Source organism: Cytobacillus sp. FSL M8-0252 (genome assembly GCF_038007345.1).
GTDB classification, from domain to species: domain Bacteria; phylum Bacillota; class Bacilli; order Bacillales; family Cytobacillaceae; genus Cytobacillus; species Cytobacillus kochii.
Map to the genome: position 1 here is coordinate 2,070,135 of NZ_JBBOWZ010000001.1, position 20,129 is coordinate 2,090,263.

The following is a 20,129-nucleotide window of genomic DNA, read 5'->3' on the forward strand; positions in this document are numbered from 1 at the left end:
ATGAATACAAGTGAAGTCGTGAAAGTTGGGATAGCTGACTGTCATATTGTTCAGGCACCTCAGTTAATTAGGACGTCAGGTTTAGGTTCTTGCGTAGGTGTCGTACTTTATGATCAAAAAAAGAAAATAGCAGGATTGGTTCATATAATGCTCCCTGACTCATCCTTAGCAAAATCAAAGGTATTTAACCCCGCTAAGTTTGCTGATTCAGGAATTAAGCATTTGTATGATGAGTTAATTAAAAGTGGTGCGCATCGTATTTCCATCATGGCTAAGTATGCAGGTGGGGCACATATGTTTAAATTTTCATCCGGTCAAGATGTGATCCGTATTGGCGAAAGAAATATAGCCACTACAGAACGAATATTAAAAAACTTGCAAGTTGAAGTGACAGGTAAGGATGTAGGTGGTCACTGTGGACGAACGATAGAGTTCAATCCAGAGAATGGCAAGATGATGGTTAAGACGGTTAATCAAGGAGTGACATATATATAAATATTTGTTAGAGGAGGTGAGTATCTGGTTTAAATCATGTATTTAACCAGATTCAATCAATGCTACAAGTTTCAGAAGAGAAAGCTTGGGATGAGTGGGTATGTTCACGAAATCAAGACGCGGGTAATTTTCTCGTTAAAAGATATATGCCACTTGTGAGTTATCATGTTCAAAGGATTGCAGCAGGTCTCCCTAAAAACGTGTCAAGGGATGAATTAAAAAGTCTTGGCATGATGGGTTTATTTGATGCACTAGAAAAATACGACCCCAATCGTGACCTTAAATTTGATACGTATGCATCCTTCAGAGTTAGGGGTGCCATCTTAGATGGTTTAAGAAAAGAAGACTGGCTATCTAGAAGCACGAGAGAAAGAACAAAAAAAGTGGAAGCGGCGATTGAAAGATTAGAGCAGGCCTATATGCGTAATGTCACAGTTGAAGAAATTGCTCTTGAGGTACAATTATCAACTAAGGAAGTATATGCTACTCTAAATGAACAATACATGGCCAACTTATTATCTATTGATGAAAAACCGAGTGACTATGATTATGATGATTATTCATTTGTTCTTCAAGATGAGAGAGCTATTTTACCAGAAAAACAGCTTGTTAAAAATGAATTAATTGAAGAATTAACATCACAAATTAAGCAATTAAACGAAAAGGAACAATTAGTGGTTAGTTTATTTTATAAAGAAGAACTGACATTAACCGAAATTGGTGAAGTTTTACAGCTTTCTACATCTAGGATTTCACAAATTCATTCAAAGGCAATTCAAAAGTTAAAGAAAACATTAGAAAAAATCGTCTAATGTTCTTTGAAGGAGGGTTTTTCTATGGTAGGAGGGCATATCATTTCTGTATCACCTGATAGGTTAACTGCTTTGTTACATCTACAGGCAAGTGAGATACAAGATGATAATATTAAACAAGTAATAGAAAAAAGTATTCGTAAAGCGAATATTACATACGGACTTGACCATGCGCTAATCGCGAAAATAGTTGAAGACCCTCTAGCCTACACTTCCCCAATCGAAATTGCAAAAGGCGAGAAACCAATCGCTGGAAGAGATGCTTATTTAGTAAAGGAAAAGTTAAATATGCATAGTGAGAAGCGAGAGAAGCTTAATGACATACATGAGCATATGGTCACAGTAGCAAATGGAGAGGTGATCGCAACTATTTTTCCAGCTACACCTGGAACGGACGGAATTGATGTTCATGGACAAAGGGTTAACAGCATGAATGGAAAAGAATTACACATCACTCCAGGGGAAAATGTGATCTTACATCATGAGCAATATTATTCTTTAATTGATGGTGAAGTCTTACTGTCAAAAAACAGCTTGTCTGTGTTGCCGATACAACTGATAGATGGTGATTATCATCCAGGAAAAGGTATAATGAAATTTGATGGTAACGTGGTTGTGAAAGGGAATGTCTTAACAGGAAGCCATATAGTGGCAACAGGTAATATAAGGGTAGAAGGAACAGTTGAAAACGCAAATTTAGAGGCACAAGGCTATATTTATATTGAAGGTGGAGTCCTCGGAAATCAATATGGTAAAATTCAGGCTCAAGGTAGTATAAGAGCCCATTTTTTAAATCAAGCAGTAGTAGAATCTGAAAGTAATATATATATAGAGCGTTCAATCCTTCATAGTGTAGTGTTTGCCAAGGAACATATTTATGCTAATAATGCATCTGTCATCGGGGGGCATTTATCAACATACGGTGAAATGATTGTCAAAGATATTGGCAATCACCATTTTACATATACTGAAATTGAATTAAAAGATGAGGATTATTCACTACAAGAAAAGTTAGGGGAAATCTCGAACAAACTTGCTGATTTAAATATCGTAAAACAAAAGTTAGTTTCTATTGAGTCTAAATTGCAGGAGGATCAACAGGGACATCCGTTGGCATTAAAACATAAAAAGACTAAGAAGCATATCGAGCAAGAAATCTTAAATCTAACGAAAAAGAAACAAGAGATAGAAAGTCACCACACTTTTCAAAAGGATAAGCTAGCTATCAAAATTCTTGGAGATCTATACCCTCAAACAAAGATAAAAAAAGGTAAGTACGCCAAGCTTTTTAAAAAGCCGAATGCGCATATTACCATTCATTTTGATAAATCAGAATTTATTGTATTACCTATTGAAAATTAAAAAGTAGAGAGTCACTAATAGTTGACAAAAAAGAAGGGATAAATAATGATTGTTTTCTTCCTTATCATTAGTCTCATATTGAATATACTCGCAATCACTGCGATTCTTCTCCTTTATTTACGGCAAAATCGTTTTGTTTCTTTAGAAAAAGAACAAAAAAATAATATAGAACAAATGGATCAATTATTAGCGATATACATAACGGAAATGCGTGAAGAGAACGAAGCTTTTTTGAAGCAGGTCCAGCAAAGAAATATATTATCTCCAGTAAATGACGAATCTAACGTACAAAATGAGCCAAATCCACAAGAGTTGAATAAACGCTATCGGACAACAACAGCTAAAAAGAAGGCTGCATCTATTTATCAAGCTAATCAAGCCAATAAGGATACTCATATTGACCGTCAAAAAGAAAAGAATGAAGCGACTACCCATTCTTCTATTCAGGACCTTTATCATCAAGGGCACTCCGTCGATGAAATTGCAAAACGCATGAATAAAGGAAAAAAAGAGGTAGAACTTTTATTGAAATTTTCTAAGGAATGATGATAAGTCTTGCTTACTTACTGGAGTTATGCTATATTATAAAACGGTGTTAATACACACGCTTATTGATTTAACTAGTTGGTGCTGTCAATACAGTTTCTAGTTAAAGATGATATGAGCGGAGGAAAATAAAAACCATTAGGAGGAAACATCCATGTCAGTAATTTCTATGAAGCAATTGCTTGAAGCTGGTGTACATTTCGGACACCAAACTCGCCGTTGGAACCCAAAAATGAAAAAATACATTTTCACTGAGCGTAACGGCATCTACATTATCGACCTTCAAAAAACAGTTAAGAAGGTAGAAGAAGCTTATAATTTCGTTAAAGAACTAGCTGGTGAAGGCGGAACAGTTCTTTTCGTTGGTACTAAAAAACAAGCGCAAGATTCTGTTAAAGAAGAAGCAATTCGTTCTGGTATGTACTATGTAAACCAACGTTGGTTAGGTGGTACATTAACAAACTTTGAAACAATCCAAAAGCGTATTGCACGTCTTAAAGATATCGAAAGAATGTCTGAAGATGGCACTTTTGAAGTACTTCCTAAAAAAGAAGTTGTTCAATTAAGAAAAGAGCAAGAACGTTTAGAAAAATTCTTGGGCGGAATCAAAGATATGAAAGCTCTTCCTGATGCTTTATTCATCATTGATCCTCGTAAAGAGCGCATTGCAGTTGCAGAAGCGCATAAATTAAACATTCCAATCGTTGGTATTGTTGATACGAACTGTGATCCAGATGAAATCGATGTAGTAATCCCTGCAAACGACGATGCAATTCGTGCCGTTAAACTTTTAACTGGTAAAATGGCGGATGCAATTTTAGAAGCTAAACAAGGTGAAGAAGTAACGACTGCATAATTGCTATGAAATGCGTTATTTTTGAAAAGGTGATAATAGGGAGCACCCTTTATCACCTTTTTTTAAAAAGAATGACGTATTTGTTGCCTGCAAATCAAAAGAACGATTGGCATACGCAATATTTGGAAAAGATAATGTAATAATAAAAAATCATGCTGAATGTTCATATACGACATTTACATATTCAATAAGGAGGATTCCATAATGGCAATCACTGCACAAATGGTAAAAGAATTACGTGAAAAAACAGGTGCTGGAATGATGGATTGTAAAAAAGCACTTCAAGAAGTAGACGGAGATATGGAAAAAGCAATTGACTTTCTTCGTGAGAAAGGTATTGCAAAAGCTGCGAAGAAAGGCGATCGTATCGCTGCTGAAGGCTTAACTTCTATTAAAGTAGAAGGAAATGAAGCTGTTATTCTTGAAGTAAATGCTGAAACAGACTTCGTTGCTAAAAACGAAGGTTTCCAAACACTTGTAAAAGAATTAGGAGAGCACTTGTTAAGTGTAAAACCTGCGTCAGTTGAAGAAGCACTTCAAGGATCTATGACAAATGGTAACACAGTTGAGTCTCATATCAATACAGCTATTTCTAAAATTGGAGAAAAACTATCATTACGCCGTTTTGAAGTTAAAACAAAAACAGATAACGATGCTTTTGGCGCATACCTACACATGGGTGGACGTATTGGTGTACTTACAGTACTTGAAGGTACAACTGATGAAGAAGCAGCAAAAGACGTATCTATGCATATTGCAGCATTAAACCCTAAATATATCTCTCGTGATGAAGTTTCACAAGAAGAAGTTGAACATGAGCGTCAAGTTCTTACTCAACAAGCGCTTAACGAAGGTAAACCAGAAAAAATCGTTGAGAAAATGGTTGAAGGTCGCTTAGGTAAATATTTCGAAGAAGTTTGTGTAAACGATCAATCATTTGTTAAAAACCCAGATGAAAAAGTTGGGAAATTTGTTGCTTCTAAAGGCGGTAAAATTAGCGAATTCGTACGTTATGAAGTAGGAGAAGGTATCGAAAAACGCGAAGATAACTTTGCAGAAGAAGTAATGAGCCAAGTGAAAAAATAATAAATCTACCATAGTAGATGAATTTGTGGGGAACACTGTGTGTTCCCTGTTTGTTAGAATAAATGTAATTTGAAATTTTAAGCAAAAGCTTTTTTTGCTTACTATTCATTATGGAGGTTCTTATGAGCGACCCTAAATATAAAAGAGTTGTTTTAAAATTAAGTGGTGAAGCATTGGCTGGAGAACAAGGTTTCGGCATTAATCCATCAGTAATTAAGTCAGTCGCACAGCAAGTGAAAGACTTAGCTGAGCTAGATGTTGAAGTAGCTGTCGTTGTTGGTGGCGGAAATATTTGGCGTGGTAAGATTGGTGAAGAGATGGGTATGGAACGTGCTAATGCAGATTATATGGGAATGCTTGCAACGGTAATGAACTCCTTAGCACTTCAAGATAGTTTAGAACAACTTGGGATTGAAACAAGAGTACAAACTTCAATTGAAATGAGACAAGTTGCTGAGCCATATATCCGTAGAAAAGCCATTCGTCACTTGGAAAAGAAAAGGGTCGTTATTTTCGCTGCAGGCACAGGAAACCCTTATTTCTCTACAGATACAACAGCTGCACTAAGAGCGGCAGAAATTGATGCTGAAGTTATATTAATGGCAAAAAATAATGTTGACGGTGTATACTCTGCTGATCCACGAATCGATAAAAATGCAAAAAAATACGATGAATTATCCTATTTAGATGTCATTAAAGAGGGATTAGCAGTCATGGATTCAACGGCATCATCACTTTGCATGGATAATAATATTCCACTGATTGTCTTTTCTATTATGGAAAAAGGAAATATCAATCGCGCTGTATTAGGCGAGCCAATCGGTACAATCGTAAGGGGGAAAAACTAAATGCCAAAAAATATCATAGCTAATGTAAAAGAACGTATGACAAAAGCAACACAATCTTACTCACGCGAATTAGCCGGTATCAGAGCTGGGAAAGCTAACTCTTCTATATTAGATAGAATAACAGTAGATTACTATGGTGCACCAACACCTATTAACCAATTAGCTGGTGTTTCTGTACCAGAAGCACGTTTATTAGTCATTCAACCCTATGATAAATCTATATTAGGTGACATTGAAAAGGCAATCTTGAAATCAGATTTAGGACTTACTCCAACAAGCGATGGAAACCTTATTCGTTTATCCATTCCACAACTAACTGAAGAGCGCCGTAAGGAACTTGTAAAAGTTGTGAAAAAAGAGGCGGAAGAAGCAAAAGTAGGCATCCGTAATATTAGAAGAGACGGTAATGATGATCTGAAAAAACTAGAAAAAAATGGAGAAATCACTGAGGATGATCAACGTGGTTACTCAGATGATATCCAAAAAGCAACAGATGAGTTCATTAAGAAAATTGATGAGCTTACAAAAGATAAAGAAAAAGAAATTTTAGAAGTATAATCTTATTTACATTATATAGGACATACTTTTTCGATTGTAGGCGAAGCCCTCTATGATAAATAGGGGGCTTTTTCTATAATGGACCGATTCTAAAACTTCGTGTTTTATGAATGAAGTGAAAAAGGCAGTAGCGTAGAAGAAAATGGAACTATTTTCTTTACTGATAGAATTTGTTGGCAGATAAACCAAAACGGCAATCCTTGAAATCGAACTCTTAATTTTAATTAATATCTTAAAAAAATATCTTATTGCATCGTTTTGTGGTAATCTTTAAAATGAGGAGCACAATTGGAGGAAAGTTATTGATGTGCTTACTTATTCTGCCTATAATGAATATATCTGAAATGGCAAAAGCGTCACTCGTTTAATCATCGAAGTAGTATGAACGGAAAAGGGTGCTTATCCATTAAATACATGGCATTACTTATTTAATGGTAAATCAGCCGATTAAAAGGAGTATTCAAATGTTCGATAAAATGAAACTTTGGAAAAATAATAATGACTCAATAGATCTTCAAGATAGAATAGATAATATTAAAGCACAGCCAATTCCAGAGCATGTAGCTATCATCATGGATGGTAATGGTCGCTGGGCTAAAAAAAGAACGTTGCCACGTGTTGCAGGTCATCATGAAGGGGCAAAAGTCGTTAGAAAAATCACACGATTCGCCAATCAACTGGGTGTTAAAACGTTAACATTATACGCCTTCTCTACTGAGAATTGGAAAAGGCCGAAAATGGAAGTCGATTTCCTTATGAAGTTGCCATCTGAATTTCTGCAAACGTTTTTACCCGAATTAATTGAAGAGAATGTTCAAGTGAAAATGATAGGAAATAAATCTATTTTACCGGCAGCGACATTAAAAGCGATTGACGAAGCGATCCAATCTACTGCTCATAATGATGGGTTAGTGTTAAATTTCGCTATGAACTACGGGAGTCGAGCGGAAATTATTGAGGCAGTTAAAAACGTCTTAATTGATGCGCAAAGTGGTATAATAGATGATGAAAAGTTAACAGAAGAAGTTTTTTCATCATACTTAATGACAAATGAGTTGACCGATCCAGACCTACTGATACGAACGAGTGGGGAAATTCGTTTAAGTAATTTTATGCTATGGCAACTAGCTTATGCTGAGTTTTGGTTTACAGATGTTTTATGGCCAGACTTTGGGGAAGAACATTTTGTTGAAGCAGTTGAAGTATTCCAAAAGCGTCAAAGGCGTTTTGGAGGAGTTTAATAAAGGTGTTGAAATGAATGAAAGAAAGAGTAATCACAGCAATCATTTTTGGAGCAGTTCTCTTGCCACTAGTATTTATTGGTGGGTGGCCATTGATGCTCCTTGCCTATTTTTTTGCAACAGTAGGCTTATACGAACTATTAAGAATGAAAGGGTTTAATCTATTTTCCCTTCCAGGACTCATATCTACGTTTATATTATGGATGATCATGATTCCTACAGAATTTTATTTTGCTTGGTTAATACGAGCAGGAGTTGGAAAGACAGATATTTTAGTACTTGGTGTACTTCTTTTGCTTACATATACAGTATTAACAAAGAATCGTGTTACATATGATGATATTGCCTTTATGCTCATTTCTACTATCTATATAGGTTTTGGTTTTCATTACTTTCTAGAAACGAGAGCGATGGAGAATGGTCTTATTTGGATCTTTTTTAGCCTATTTATTATATGGGCTTCTGATTCAGGTGCGTATTTCTTTGGAAAGGCATTTGGAAAAAGAAAGCTATGGCCAGATATTAGTCCTAATAAAACAATAGAGGGTAGTGTTGGCGGTGTTATTTCATCTGTTGTTGTTGCTTGTTTGTTTTTGATTTTTACAGATATTAGTGAACCCGCTATTCTCATTATTCTTATGACCTGTCTATTAGCTGTCTTTGGACAAGTTGGCGACTTGGCAGAATCAGCATTTAAAAGACATTACGGGGTAAAAGATTCGGGTAGAATATTACCTGGTCATGGTGGGATCCTTGACCGTTTCGATAGCTTGTTATTTGTTTGGCCATTTATGTATATTATCTTATCTATCATGTAATAAAAGACAGGGTAGAGAAACGATTATATAGAGACGCCGTTTTTAGCGGGGAAAGTGTAATCATACTATATGATATGTGGCTTAGTAGACACTTTTCTTAATAGGAGATGTTTTAGAAATGAAAAAAATTAGTTTAATGGGTGCTTCAGGTTCTATCGGTACACAAACGTTAGATATCATTAGACAGCATCCTGATGAATTCCAATTAGTAGCTTTTTCAGTAGGAAAAAATATTCATTTTGCCCGTCAAGTAATCAATGAATTCCATCCAGAGCTTGTTTCCGTCTTAGAAAAAAGTTCGATGGAGATGCTTAAAGCTGAGTTTCCAAGCATATCATTTACATATGGACAACTCGGTTTAACAGAAGTGGCTGTATACAATAAAGCAAATATATTGGTAAATGCTGTTTTAGGTCGTGTCGGACTAGAACCAACATTACAAGCAATTGAGGAAAGAAAAACGATTGCTATTGCAAATAAGGAAACATTGGTAACAGCGGGGCATTTAGTCATGGAAGCAGCAAAAAACTATGGTGTTGACCTTTTACCTGTTGATAGTGAGCATTCAGCGATTTTTCAAGCATTACAAGGTGAGAATGCGAAGAATATCGATAGATTGATTTTAACCGCTTCTGGAGGATCTTTTCGTGATTATAGCAGAGCGGATTTAGAAGCAGTAACAGTTGAACAAGCGTTAAATCATCCTAACTGGTCAATGGGAGCTAAAATCACAATTGACTCGGCAACAATGATGAATAAGGGCTTAGAAGTAATCGAAGCTCATTGGTTATTCTCATTACCATATGATAAGATTGACTGTCTTCTTCATAATGAAAGTATCATTCATTCAATGGTTGAATTCCATGATAGTAGTGTCATCGCACAATTAGGTACACCGGATATGAGGGTACCTATCCAGTACGCACTTTCATACCCAGACCGTTTACCATTAAAGAATAAGCGATTAGATCTAGCCAAAATTGGCCAGCTCCATTTTAAAGAGATGGATTATGATCGCTTTCGTTGTTTAGCGCTTGCTTACCAAGCAGGAAAAGAAGGTGGATCGATGCCTGCGGTTTTAAATGCAGCAAATGAAGCAGCGGTTGCAGCATTTTTAGAAGGAAAAATAAGCTTTTTAAAGATTGAAGAGTTAATTGAAAAAGCTTTAACAAGACATTCCTGTATAAAAGCACCGACATTATCAGAAATACAAGAAGTAGATGAGGAAACAAGAGCCTATATCTATTCGCTTTTATCAAGCTGATTCGTTTTTGATTCAGAAAAAAAGGTGGTTAAAAATTGAGTACAGTCATAGCCTTTATTATCATTTTTGGGGCACTAGTATTTTTCCATGAACTTGGACATTTAATCTTTGCGAAGCGAGCAGGTATCCTATGTCGTGAGTTCGCGATTGGTATGGGACCAAAAGTTTTTTCATTTACAAAAAATGATACACTTTATACGATCCGGTTGTTACCGATAGGTGGCTATGTTCGGATGGCTGGTGAAGATGTTGAAATGGTCGAATTGAAAGCAGGTTACCGTGTAGGATTAGTCTTCAATGACCAAAATGAAGTTCAGAAGATTATTTTAAATAACAAAGATAAATATCCGGATGCAAGGATTCTCGAAATCGAACATGCAGATATTGAACATGAATTGATATTAAAAGGGTATGTCGAAGGTGAGGAAGAAGAAAAATTAGAAACTTTTAAGGTGAATCGCCGAGCAGTATTGGTGGAAGATGGAACAGAAACACTGATTGCTCCTTATGATCGCCAATTTTCTTCTAAAACTTTAGGACAAAGAACAATGGCTATTTTCGCTGGACCGATGATGAACTTTGTTTTAGCTTTTGTTATTTTTGTCATCATCGCTTTATTACAGGGGATGCCATCAAATGCGCCGATGCTTGGGGAATTAACAGAAGATGGTGCAGCGATTGATGCAGGATTCAAACAAGGTGACATTGTTCATTCAGTCGATGGTGCAGAAATTTCAAGCTGGCAAGATGTTGTAGAAATCATTCAGAAAAACCCTAATAATGAGCTTGAATTTCAAATTGATCGCGGTGGGGAAGAAATGACGATCCCGGTTACACCTAAGTCACAAGAAATAGAAGATGGTCCGACAATCGGTGTGATCGGTGTATATAGTCCGATGGAAAAAAATCCATTAAAATCAGTTGTATACGGTGCTGAGGAGACCTTATTATGGACAAAAGAAATTTTTGTTATTTTAGGGAAGTTAATCTCTGGGGAATTTACGATTGATGCCCTTTCAGGTCCTGTTGGTATCTATGTTTCAGTTGACACAGTTGCTCAATCAGGTATATTTTATTTAATGAAGTGGGCAGGCGTCTTAAGCATCAATTTAGGTATCATGAACCTATTGCCTATCCCTGCTCTCGATGGTGGAAGATTAATGTTCTTTGCTATTGAAGGAGTTAGAGGAAAACCGATAGACAAACAAAAAGAAGGTATGGTTCACTTTGTAGGCTTTGCGCTATTAATGCTGCTTATGTTAGTTGTAACATGGAATGACATTCAGCGATTCTTTTTATAAGAAGATGAAACCTGAGGCTCAGAGATCCGTTTTCACTAAATGGTTTCTGAGCCTTGATAATGAAAATAAATAATAGAGGTGTATAAATTAAGATGAAACAAAGTCAGGTATTAATTCCAACTTTAAGGGAAAACCCTGCTGATGCAGAAATTAAAAGTCATCAACTTTTATTAAGAGCAGGATTTATTCGTCAAAATGCTAGTGGTATTTATAGTTATTTACCAATGGCAAGAAAAGTGTTACAAAATATTGAAACGATTATTAGAGAAGAGCTTGAAGCCATTAATGCCGTAGAGATGCTTATGCCTGCACTTCAGCAAGCAGAGTTGTGGCAAGAGTCTGGTCGCTGGTATACATATGGTTCAGAGTTAATGAGAATGAAAGACCGTCATGAGCGAGAATTTGCTCTTGGGCCAACACATGAAGAGGTTGTGACGAGTCTTGTACGTGATGAAGTGAAATCATATAAAAGGTTACCCCTTGCTCTGTATCAAATTCAAACGAAGTTTCGTGATGAAAAGCGTCCGCGTTTTGGTGTGCTAAGAGGTCGAGAATTTATTATGAAAGATGGTTATTCTTTCCATTCAAGCCAAGAAAGTTTAGATGAGATGTACGACCTTTTTTATCAAGCTTATTCCAATATTTTTTCTCGCGCAGGTTTGAATTTTAGAGCTGTTATTGCGGATTCTGGAGCAATGGGTGGTAAAGATACTCATGAATTTATGGTTCTGTCCGAAATTGGAGAAGATACGATTGCTTATTCTGATACATCTCAATATGCAGCAAATATTGAAATGGCAGAGGTAGTTTCAACATATGAAAAATCTAATGAAGAGTTAAGAGAAATTGAAAAAGTTAGTACTACGAATCAAAAAAGTATTGCAGAAATTGTGGATTATTTAAATGTCTCAGCAGAAAAATGCATAAAATCATTACTGTTTAAAGTAGATGAAGATTATGTATTGATACTTGTTCGTGGTGATCATGAAGTCAATGATATTAAAGTAAAGAATCTGCTCGCTGCCAATGATGTGGAATTAGCTGATGCTGAGGAGACAAAATCCGTTATTGGCTGTGAAATTGGTTCCATTGGTCCGGTTCATACAAATGTACGGATCATTGCCGACCATGCTGTCAGTGCAATTGTAAATGGTGTCTGCGGTGCAAATGAAGCTGGTTACCACTATGTCAATGTAAATGTGGATCGCGACTTTACCGTAGAACAATATGCAGATGTTCGCTTTATTCAAGAAGGAGACCCATCACCTGATGGAGAAGGTAGTATTCTTTTTGCAAAAGGAATTGAAGTTGGTCATATATTCAAGCTTGGTACGAGATATAGTGAAGCTATGGACGCGACTATTCTTGATGAAAATGGCCGTTCACAACCAATGATTATGGGTTGTTATGGCATCGGGGTTTCTCGTGTAATGGCAGCTATTGCGGAACAACATAGTGATGAAAATGGACTTGTTTGGCCGGAGAATATCGCACCTTATCAGCTTCATCTTGTTTCTTTAAATATGAAAAAAGAAGACCAAGTGCAATTAAGTGAAAGAGTATACGATTCTTTGAAAGATTTAGGGTATCGTATTTTATGGGATGATCGCGCTGAACGAGCTGGCGTAAAATTCGCTGATAGTGATTTAATCGGTTTACCTTTACGAATTACTGTTGGTAAAAAGGCAAATGAAGGCATCGTAGAAGTTAAATTAAGAAGTACAGGCGAGCAATTTGAAGTATCGGTGGATGAATTACCACAATTCATTCATAATCAGTTAGCATAAAAAACCTAAACATTCCTATATAAAAATATTCCGACCCCATTAGTCGTCAAATGTTAAAGATGAGAATGGGATCGGTTTTTTATTTATCATCGATAGAATTAGATTGTAGTCCTATTAATAAATTGCGTCACTTTCCGAATTATAGCTTGATACTTATGCTTAATAGCCTACGCTTCATTCATTTTTGAAGTGTTAAATAACCTGTTCATTCCTCGGGGAAATAATATACATTACCACAAAATAGTTGACAATTAGCGTGATTTTTACTTTATCAAATCTAGTATTTAATTATGATATAATAGTGACCGATTGAAAAAAATAGAACGTTAATGAAGGGGGAGGGCTGAAATGAGCGATGTAAAAGGAAACAAAGAACGTTTTCAGCTCCTGTTACAACAATTAGAATTAACAGAAGATGCTTTTGTTCATTATTTTGAACAAGCCGAAATCATGAAAGTATATATTCAAAAAAAGGAAAAAAGGTGGCATTTTTCCTTTAGCTTAGAACAAATCTTACCGGCAACTGTTCTTCAAAGATTTGCAGCTCAATTGCACCACAAGTTTTCTCATATTGCACGTACCTCTTTTTCTATTACTGTTACGAATCAACAATATGATGAGAGCTTAATTCAAGATTATTGGACATTTTGTATGAAAGAAATTGAAGGCATCTCACCACCGATGCTTAAGCTTCTTCATGAGCAATTGCCGAAAATAAAGGGAAATAAGGTAATCGTTACCGTTAGTAATGATATGGAAAGTCAGTCTATTAAAAATAAGTATGCGCCCCTTATTCTTGATAGCTTTCAATCATTTGGATTTCCACCATTTCAAATTGAAACAGAATTGTCAACCGAAGAGAGCAATGAAGCATATGAGCGTTTCTTAGAAGCAAAGAGAAAAGAAGATCAAGAACGCGGCATGCAAGCAGCAATTGAAATGGAGAAGAAAGCATTAGAGCAAGAATCAGATACACCGATACCACAAGGGCCATTGACAGTTGGCCTGACAATTAAAGATGATGCTGACTTCCGCAAACTAATTGATATAGTTGACGAAGAAAGAAGAATTGCTGTGGAAGGTTACGTCTTTCATGCAGAAACAAAAGAACTCAGAAGTGGTCGGACATTATTAACTTTCAAAATTACTGATTATACAAGCTCGATACTTGTAAAAATGTTTTCCCGAGATAAAGAAGATGCTGCACTCTTTCAAATGGTACAAAAAGGCATGTGGCTGAAAGTTCGTGGTAGCATTCAAAATGATACCTTCGTGCGTGACCTAGTCATGATTGGTAATGATTTAAATGAAATTAAACCAATTGAAAGAAAAGATACAGCTAAGGAAGATGAAAAGCGGGTTGAACTTCATCTTCATACACCAATGAGCCAAATGGATGCCGTTAGTTCGGTTAGTGCGCTTGTTTCACAAGCAAAGAAGTGGGGACATAAAGCAATTGCGATTACAGACCATGCTGGTGCTCAATCCTTTCCAGAAGCATTTAATGCCGGTAAGAAAAATGGTATCAAAATACTTTATGGTGTTGAGGCGAACTTAATCGATGACGGTGTACCAATTGCTTATAATGATGCTCATAGACGAGTAGCTGAAGATACTTATGTTGTGTTTGACGTTGAAACGACTGGATTATCTGCTGTTTATGACACCATTATAGAACTTGCAGCCGTGAAAATTCACGACGGCGAGATTATTGATCGTTTTGAATCCTTTGCTAATCCGCATCATCCATTATCTGCTACGACAATTAATTTAACGGGCATAACAGATGATTTAGTAGAGAATGCCCCTGAAGTAGCTGACGTTTTAAAAGATTTTTACGAATGGACTGGCGATAGTGTGCTTGTGGCCCATAACGCTTCATTTGATATGGGTTTTTTAAATGTAGGGTATAAGAAAATAGGTCTTGGAAAAGCAACAAATCCCGTTGTAGATACACTTGAATTAGCGCGATTTTTACACCCTGAAATGAAAAATCATCGCCTCAACACATTGGCAAAGAAGTTTGATGTTGAACTAACTCAACATCACCGGGCAATATACGATGCGGAAGCGACAGGCTATATATTAATCAAAATGCTGAAGGATGCGATGGCTAAAGGCATTGAATACCATGATCAATTTAATGACAATATGGGTAAAGGAAATGCTTATCAAAGGGCTAGACCGTCCCATTGTACTTTGATAGCGCAAACGAGTGAAGGATTGAAGAATCTTTTTAAATTAGTCTCGATTGCTCATATTAATTATTTTTATCGTGTGCCACGTATTCCTCGCTCGGTATTACAGAAATATAGAGAAGGTATTATTGTTGGTTCTGGATGTGACAAAGGTGAAGTTTTTGAAGGGATGATGCAAAAATCGCCTGATGAAGTGGAAGAGATAGCTGAGTTTTATGATTATCTAGAGGTTCACCCTAAAGAGGTCTATGCTCATTTATTAGAATTAGAGTTAGTTCGTGACGAAAAGGCGCTCGAAGAAATCATTACGAACGTTGTACAACTTGGTGAAAAATTAAATATCCCAGTTGTTGCCACAGGGAATGTTCATTACTTAAATCCGAATGATAAGATTTATCGTAAGATTTTAGTAAATTCTCAAGGTGGGGCAAATCCGCTCAACCGTCATGAACTGCCTGATGTGCATTTTCGCACGACCAATGAAATGCTTGAATGCTTTGCATTTTTAGGAAAAGAAACAGCGAAAAAAATCGTAGTAGATAATACGAATAAAATTGCTGAGATGATTGATGAAATCAAACCAATAAAAGATGATCTCTATACGCCAAAAATAGAAGGCGCAGACGAAGAAATGCGTGAAATGAGCTATAGCATGGCGAGAAGTATTTACGGAGAAGAACTACCTGAAATCGTAGAAGCTCGTTTAGAGAAAGAATTAAAAAGTATTATCGGACATGGCTTTGCCGTTATTTACTTGATCTCTCATAAACTTGTTAAAAAGTCACTAAATGATGGCTACTTAGTAGGATCAAGGGGTTCGGTAGGTTCCTCATTTGTTGCGACAATGACGGAAATAACAGAGGTTAATCCACTGCCTCCTCATTACGTCTGCCCTGATTGTAAACACTCTGAGTTTTTTGATGATGGTTCAGTAGGTTCAGGGTTTGATTTACCAGATAAAGATTGTCCAAACTGTTCTCAGCATTATCGTAAAGATGGCCATGATATTCCATTTGAAACTTTCTTAGGCTTTAAAGGGGATAAAGTACCAGATATTGACTTGAACTTCTCCGGGGAATATCAGCCTAGAGCTCATAACTATACAAAAGTTCTTTTTGGTGAAGAATATGTATATCGGGCAGGAACGATCGGTACTGTAGCAGACAAAACGGCATTCGGCTATGTTAAAGCGTATCAAAATGATAATAATCTTCAAATTCGAGGCGCAGAAATTGATCGCTTAGCTTCTGGTTGTACCGGTGTTAAGCGAACAACTGGACAACATCCAGGCGGCATTATTGTTGTTCCTGATTATATGGATATTTATGATTTTTCACCTATCCAGTTTCCGGCTGATGATCGTAATTCAGAATGGAAAACAACTCATTTTGACTTCCACTCCATTCATGATAATGTGTTGAAGCTAGATATACTTGGTCATGATGATCCCACTGTTATTAGGATGTTGCAAGATTTAAGTGGGATTGATCCGAAGACCATTCCAACCGATGATCCAGAAGTAATGAAAATCTTCAGTGGAACGGAATCGTTAGGCGTCACAGAAGAGCAAATTATGTGTAAAACAGGGACATTTGGTATTCCGGAGTTCGGAACAAGGTTTGTTCGACAAATGCTAGAAGACACGAAACCAACGACATTTTCTGAGCTTGTTCAAATTTCAGGTCTTTCACATGGAACTGATGTATGGCTCGGCAATGCCCAAGAGTTAATTCATAACAATACATGCACATTAAGTGAAGTTATTGGATGTCGTGATGATATTATGGTGTATTTAATTTATCAAGGCTTAGAACCGGCTTTCGCTTTTAAAATTATGGAATCAGTCCGAAAAGGAAAAGGCCTGACAGAAGAGATGGAAGCGGAAATGAGGAAGAATGAAGTACCTGAGTGGTATATTGACTCTTGCTTAAAGATAAAATATATGTTCCCTAAAGCCCATGCCGCTGCCTATGTCTTAATGGCGGTACGTATAGCCTACTTTAAAGTTCATCATGCGCTTTTATATTATGCAGCTTATTTTACCGTTCGTGCAGAAGATTTTGATATAGATGCGATGGTAAAAGGCTCACAGGCGATCCGAGCAAAAATTGAAGAAATCAATGCGAAAGGCTTAGATGCTTCTACAAAAGAAAAAAACTTGCTGACTGTAATGGAGTTAGCGCTTGAAATGAATGAAAGAGGATATAGTTTCCAAAAAGTTGATTTGTATAAATCCAGTGCAAGTGACTTTATTATTGAAGGTAATACACTGATTCCGCCGTTCAACTCTATACCAGGATTAGGTACGAACGCAGCACTGAATATTGTAAAAGCAAGAGGAGAAGGAGACTTCCTATCGAAGGAAGATCTTCAGCAAAGAGGTAAGGTATCTAAAACAATTATCGAGTACTTAAATAATCATGGTTGTTTAGAAGAATTACCAGACCAAAATCAGTTAAGTTTGTTCTAAGTCGCTTTTACAGCTATTCCATTTGCATAAAAATTATGGTTATGGTATAGTTTTATTGGAAATACTAACGGATATCTTCGCAAACAAGAGTGGGGCAACCCACTCTTTCGTCTTGTTATTAACCAAAATTTTCATCGGTTACAAAGATGATCCGGTATATCTCGATTAGCAGCAACTCTAGTGTTTGCTGCTACATTTATAATGAATAGGCATCTTGCTAGAAGGAGGGATAAAGATGAGTAAAGTGACTGAAGAAGTTGAACAATTAGTCACTCCTATTTTGAGCGATCTTCAGTTGGAATTAGTTGAGATCGAATATGTGAAGGAAGGAAAAGACTGGTTTCTTCGTGTCTTTATTGATAAAGAGACAGGCGTTGATATAGAAGAGTGTGGAGTAGTTAGTGAACGCTTAAGTGAGAAATTAGATGAAATTGACCCAATTCCTTACAACTATTTCCTTGAGGTCTCTTCACCAGGAGCGGAACGCCCTCTAAAAAAAGAACAAGATTTCATGAAAGCAATTGGTAAAAACGTATTTATAAAAACGTATGAACCAATAGATGGAGAAAAAACATTTGAAGGTGTATTAACAGACTTCGATGGCCATATCGTTAAAGTTGAAATGAAAGTTAAAACAAGAAAGAAAACGGTAGAATTACCGTATGAAAAAATCGCAAAAGCTCGCTTAGCTATTGTCTTCTCATAAAGCAATTGGCGTAACGCAACTTATTTAAAGGGGGATATGAATCACATGAGCAGTGAATTATTAGATGCTCTTATTTTGCTTGAAAAGGAAAAAGGAATTTCACGAGATGTCATTATTGATGCAATGGAAGCCGCGTTAGTGTCTGCTTATCGTAGAAACTTTAATCAAGCACAAAATGTCCGTATTGATTTAAATTTAGGTAGTGGCACTATGAAAGTATTTGCCCGCAAAGAAGTCGTTGATGAAGTGTTTGATCCAAGATTAGAGATTTCTATCGAGGATGCACGCAAGATTAATCCTAACTATACGGTTGAAGATATTGTAGAAATGGAAGTAACGCCAAAAGATTTTGGTAGAATTGCTGCACAAACAGCCAAACAAGTCGTTACTCAACGTGTTCGTGAAGCAGAAAGAGGCATTATCTATTCTGAATTCATTGATCGAGAAGAGGATATCATGACAGGCATTGTCCAAAGACAAGACGCAAAATTTATTTACGTTAGTCTTGGTAAGATTGAAGCGATTTTACCTGTAAGTGAACAGATGCCTAGTGAACAGTATCGCCCACATGATCGTATTAAAGTGTTTATTACAAAAGTCGAAAAAACGACAAAAGGTCCACAAATTTATGTTTCTAGAACACACCCAGGACTTTTAAAACGTCTTTTTGAAATTGAAGTACCAGAAATTTATGACGGTACTGTTGAATTAAAATCTGTTGCGCGTGAAGCGGGAGATCGCTCAAAAATCTCTGTACATTCTGATAATCCAGAGGTAGATCCAGTTGGTTCATGTGTTGGACCTAAAGGTACACGTGTGCAAGCCGTTGTTAACGAGTTAAAAGGTGAAAAAATTGACATTGTGAAGTGGTCTAGCGATCCAGTTGTCTTTGTAGCCAATGCATTAAGTCCTTCTAAAGTGTTAGATGTTGTAGTAAATGAAGAGGACAAAGCGACAACGGTTGTTGTTCCAGATTATCAACTATCGCTAGCTATTGGGAAACGCGGACAAAATGCAAGACTTGCGGCGAAGCTTACTGGTTGGAAAATTGATATTAAATCAGAGACAGAAGCAAGAGAAGCCGGCACATATCCAAGAGATGAAGCTCTTTTAAGCTATCATCAAGATGATGAAGATTTTACATTCCCTGAAGATAAGGAATAAGGGGTGAATGGCTGGTGAACAAAAGCAGAAAAATTCCGATGAGAAAATGTATAGCGACGGGAGAAATGATGCCGAAGAAATCACTCGTACGCATTGTTCGCTCAAAAGAAGGCGAAGTTTCGGTTGATGTTACAGGTAAGAAATCTGGTCGTGGAGCGTATCTTACAAAAAGCAAGGAAGCCATCTTACTTGCAAAAAAGAAAAATATTTTAGCTAGTCATCTAGATGTACAAGTGGATGAGGACATATATAACGAACTTTTAGATCTTATTGAAAAGGAGAAATGACCGTCCAAAATGAATGAGAGAAAATGGATGTCATTACTTGGCTTGGCCAATCGAGCGCGTAAAATCACTTCAGGTGAAGAGCTTTCTATAAGCGATATTAGAAAAGGGAAAGCGAAGCTGGTTTTGTTGTCTGCAGATGCTTCTGCTAATACGACAAAAAAAGTAACAGACAAATGTAAATCTTATGCTGTTCCTTATAAGATTGTCCCAGACAGAGAATTGTTAGGGCAAGCAATTGGCAAGGAAGCAAGAGTAGTGGTGGCTGTTTTAGACGCTGGATTCGCCAAAAAGCTATTAACGTTGCTCGATTAATTCTAGCGGGGGTGAAAG

18 protein-coding genes are annotated in these 20,129 nt (G+C 36.6%); all 18 read left to right on the plus strand.

Annotated features, from left to right (window positions below):
* The 18 genes from MKX83_RS10670 to MKX83_RS10755 all read left to right on the plus strand — a co-directional run bounded on the left by MKX83_RS10670 (position 1) and on the right by MKX83_RS10755 (position 20,111).
* On the plus strand, positions 1-495 hold the full coding sequence (locus tag MKX83_RS10670) for a chemotaxis protein CheD (protein ID WP_180316976.1): 495 nt from the start codon (positions 1-3) through the stop codon (positions 493-495).
* 59 nt (positions 496-554) lie between these two features.
* Positions 555-1,307, plus strand: a complete 753-nt coding sequence (locus MKX83_RS10675; protein ID WP_289433539.1) for a FliA/WhiG family RNA polymerase sigma factor — start codon at positions 555-557, stop codon at positions 1,305-1,307.
* Between the two features lie 24 nt (positions 1,308-1,331).
* Entirely contained in the window at positions 1,332-2,669 is a 1,338-nt protein-coding gene (locus MKX83_RS10680) for a DUF342 domain-containing protein (protein WP_322909237.1), read from the plus strand.
* Between the two features lie 45 nt (positions 2,670-2,714).
* Entirely contained in the window at positions 2,715-3,215 is a 501-nt protein-coding gene (locus tag MKX83_RS10685) for a hypothetical protein (RefSeq protein WP_095369505.1), read from the plus strand.
* A 154-nt stretch (positions 3,216-3,369) separates the two neighbouring features.
* Complete coding sequence (rpsB, locus tag MKX83_RS10690; RefSeq protein WP_095369504.1) at positions 3,370-4,071, plus strand: 30S ribosomal protein S2; 702 nt, start codon at positions 3,370-3,372, stop codon at positions 4,069-4,071.
* Positions 4,072-4,275: 204 nt separating this feature from the next.
* A complete protein-coding gene (gene tsf, locus MKX83_RS10695; protein ID WP_095369503.1) occupies positions 4,276-5,157 on the plus strand; it encodes a translation elongation factor Ts in 882 nt (293 codons plus the stop codon).
* Positions 5,158-5,279: 122 nt separating this feature from the next.
* On the plus strand, positions 5,280-6,005 hold the full coding sequence (pyrH, locus tag MKX83_RS10700) for a UMP kinase (RefSeq protein WP_095369502.1): 726 nt from the start codon (positions 5,280-5,282) through the stop codon (positions 6,003-6,005).
* Positions 6,006-6,563, plus strand: coding sequence for a ribosome recycling factor (gene frr / locus MKX83_RS10705; protein ID WP_095369501.1), 558 nt, complete (start codon positions 6,006-6,008; stop codon positions 6,561-6,563).
* A 464-nt stretch (positions 6,564-7,027) separates the two neighbouring features.
* On the plus strand, positions 7,028-7,804 hold the full coding sequence (locus MKX83_RS10710) for an isoprenyl transferase (protein ID WP_095369500.1): 777 nt from the start codon (positions 7,028-7,030) through the stop codon (positions 7,802-7,804).
* A gap of 17 nt (positions 7,805-7,821) precedes the next feature.
* Positions 7,822-8,622, plus strand: a complete 801-nt coding sequence (locus MKX83_RS10715; protein ID WP_095369499.1) for a phosphatidate cytidylyltransferase — start codon at positions 7,822-7,824, stop codon at positions 8,620-8,622.
* 118 nt (positions 8,623-8,740) lie between these two features.
* Positions 8,741-9,886: a 1-deoxy-D-xylulose-5-phosphate reductoisomerase gene (gene dxr / locus MKX83_RS10720; protein ID WP_095369498.1), complete on the plus strand. Its 1,146-nt coding sequence runs from the start codon at positions 8,741-8,743 to the stop codon at positions 9,884-9,886.
* A 35-nt stretch (positions 9,887-9,921) separates the two neighbouring features.
* Positions 9,922-11,187 carry an RIP metalloprotease RseP gene (rseP, locus tag MKX83_RS10725; protein ID WP_095369497.1) on the plus strand — a complete coding sequence of 422 codons (1,266 nt, stop codon included), beginning with the start codon at positions 9,922-9,924 and terminating at the stop codon, positions 11,185-11,187.
* Positions 11,188-11,279: 92 nt separating this feature from the next.
* Positions 11,280-12,974, plus strand: a complete 1,695-nt coding sequence (locus tag MKX83_RS10730; protein ID WP_322909238.1) for a proline--tRNA ligase — start codon at positions 11,280-11,282, stop codon at positions 12,972-12,974.
* A gap of 348 nt (positions 12,975-13,322) precedes the next feature.
* Positions 13,323-17,642, plus strand: coding sequence for a PolC-type DNA polymerase III (locus MKX83_RS10735; RefSeq protein ID WP_322909239.1), 4,320 nt, complete (start codon positions 13,323-13,325; stop codon positions 17,640-17,642).
* A gap of 235 nt (positions 17,643-17,877) precedes the next feature.
* Positions 17,878-18,348, plus strand: coding sequence for a ribosome maturation factor RimP (rimP, locus tag MKX83_RS10740; protein ID WP_095369494.1), 471 nt, complete (start codon positions 17,878-17,880; stop codon positions 18,346-18,348).
* Positions 18,349-18,393: 45 nt separating this feature from the next.
* A complete protein-coding gene (gene nusA, locus MKX83_RS10745; RefSeq protein WP_341055287.1) occupies positions 18,394-19,512 on the plus strand; it encodes a transcription termination factor NusA in 1,119 nt (372 codons plus the stop codon).
* Between the two features lie 14 nt (positions 19,513-19,526).
* Complete coding sequence (gene rnpM / locus MKX83_RS10750) at positions 19,527-19,799, plus strand: RNase P modulator RnpM (RefSeq protein ID WP_095369493.1); 273 nt, start codon at positions 19,527-19,529, stop codon at positions 19,797-19,799.
* A gap of 9 nt (positions 19,800-19,808) precedes the next feature.
* Entirely contained in the window at positions 19,809-20,111 is a 303-nt protein-coding gene (locus MKX83_RS10755) for a YlxQ family RNA-binding protein (RefSeq protein WP_095369492.1), read from the plus strand.
* Positions 20,112-20,129 lie beyond the last annotated feature (18 nt).

Bases quoted from the DNA above. Each gene is read 5' to 3' on its own strand.
- MKX83_RS10670 (WP_180316976.1), top strand. From the start codon at position 1: ATGAATACAAGTGAAGTCGTGAAAGTTGGGATAGCTGACTGTCATATT.
- MKX83_RS10675 (WP_289433539.1), top strand. From the start codon at position 555: ATGCTACAAGTTTCAGAAGAGAAAGCTTGGGATGAGTGGGTATGTTCA.
- MKX83_RS10680 (WP_322909237.1), top strand. From the start codon at position 1,332: ATGGTAGGAGGGCATATCATTTCTGTATCACCTGATAGGTTAACTGCT.
- MKX83_RS10685 (WP_095369505.1), top strand. From the start codon at position 2,715: ATGATTGTTTTCTTCCTTATCATTAGTCTCATATTGAATATACTCGCA.
- rpsB (WP_095369504.1), top strand. From the start codon at position 3,370: ATGTCAGTAATTTCTATGAAGCAATTGCTTGAAGCTGGTGTACATTTC.
- tsf (WP_095369503.1), top strand. From the start codon at position 4,276: ATGGCAATCACTGCACAAATGGTAAAAGAATTACGTGAAAAAACAGGT.
- pyrH (WP_095369502.1), top strand. From the start codon at position 5,280: ATGAGCGACCCTAAATATAAAAGAGTTGTTTTAAAATTAAGTGGTGAA.
- frr (WP_095369501.1), top strand. From the start codon at position 6,006: ATGCCAAAAAATATCATAGCTAATGTAAAAGAACGTATGACAAAAGCA.
- MKX83_RS10710 (WP_095369500.1), top strand. From the start codon at position 7,028: ATGTTCGATAAAATGAAACTTTGGAAAAATAATAATGACTCAATAGAT.
- MKX83_RS10715 (WP_095369499.1), top strand. From the start codon at position 7,822: ATGAAAGAAAGAGTAATCACAGCAATCATTTTTGGAGCAGTTCTCTTG.
- dxr (WP_095369498.1), top strand. From the start codon at position 8,741: ATGAAAAAAATTAGTTTAATGGGTGCTTCAGGTTCTATCGGTACACAA.
- MKX83_RS10730 (WP_322909238.1), top strand. From the start codon at position 11,280: ATGAAACAAAGTCAGGTATTAATTCCAACTTTAAGGGAAAACCCTGCT.
- MKX83_RS10735 (WP_322909239.1), top strand. From the start codon at position 13,323: ATGAGCGATGTAAAAGGAAACAAAGAACGTTTTCAGCTCCTGTTACAA.
- rimP (WP_095369494.1), top strand. From the start codon at position 17,878: ATGAGTAAAGTGACTGAAGAAGTTGAACAATTAGTCACTCCTATTTTG.
- nusA (WP_341055287.1), top strand. From the start codon at position 18,394: ATGAGCAGTGAATTATTAGATGCTCTTATTTTGCTTGAAAAGGAAAAA.
- MKX83_RS10755 (WP_095369492.1), top strand. From the start codon at position 19,809: ATGAATGAGAGAAAATGGATGTCATTACTTGGCTTGGCCAATCGAGCG.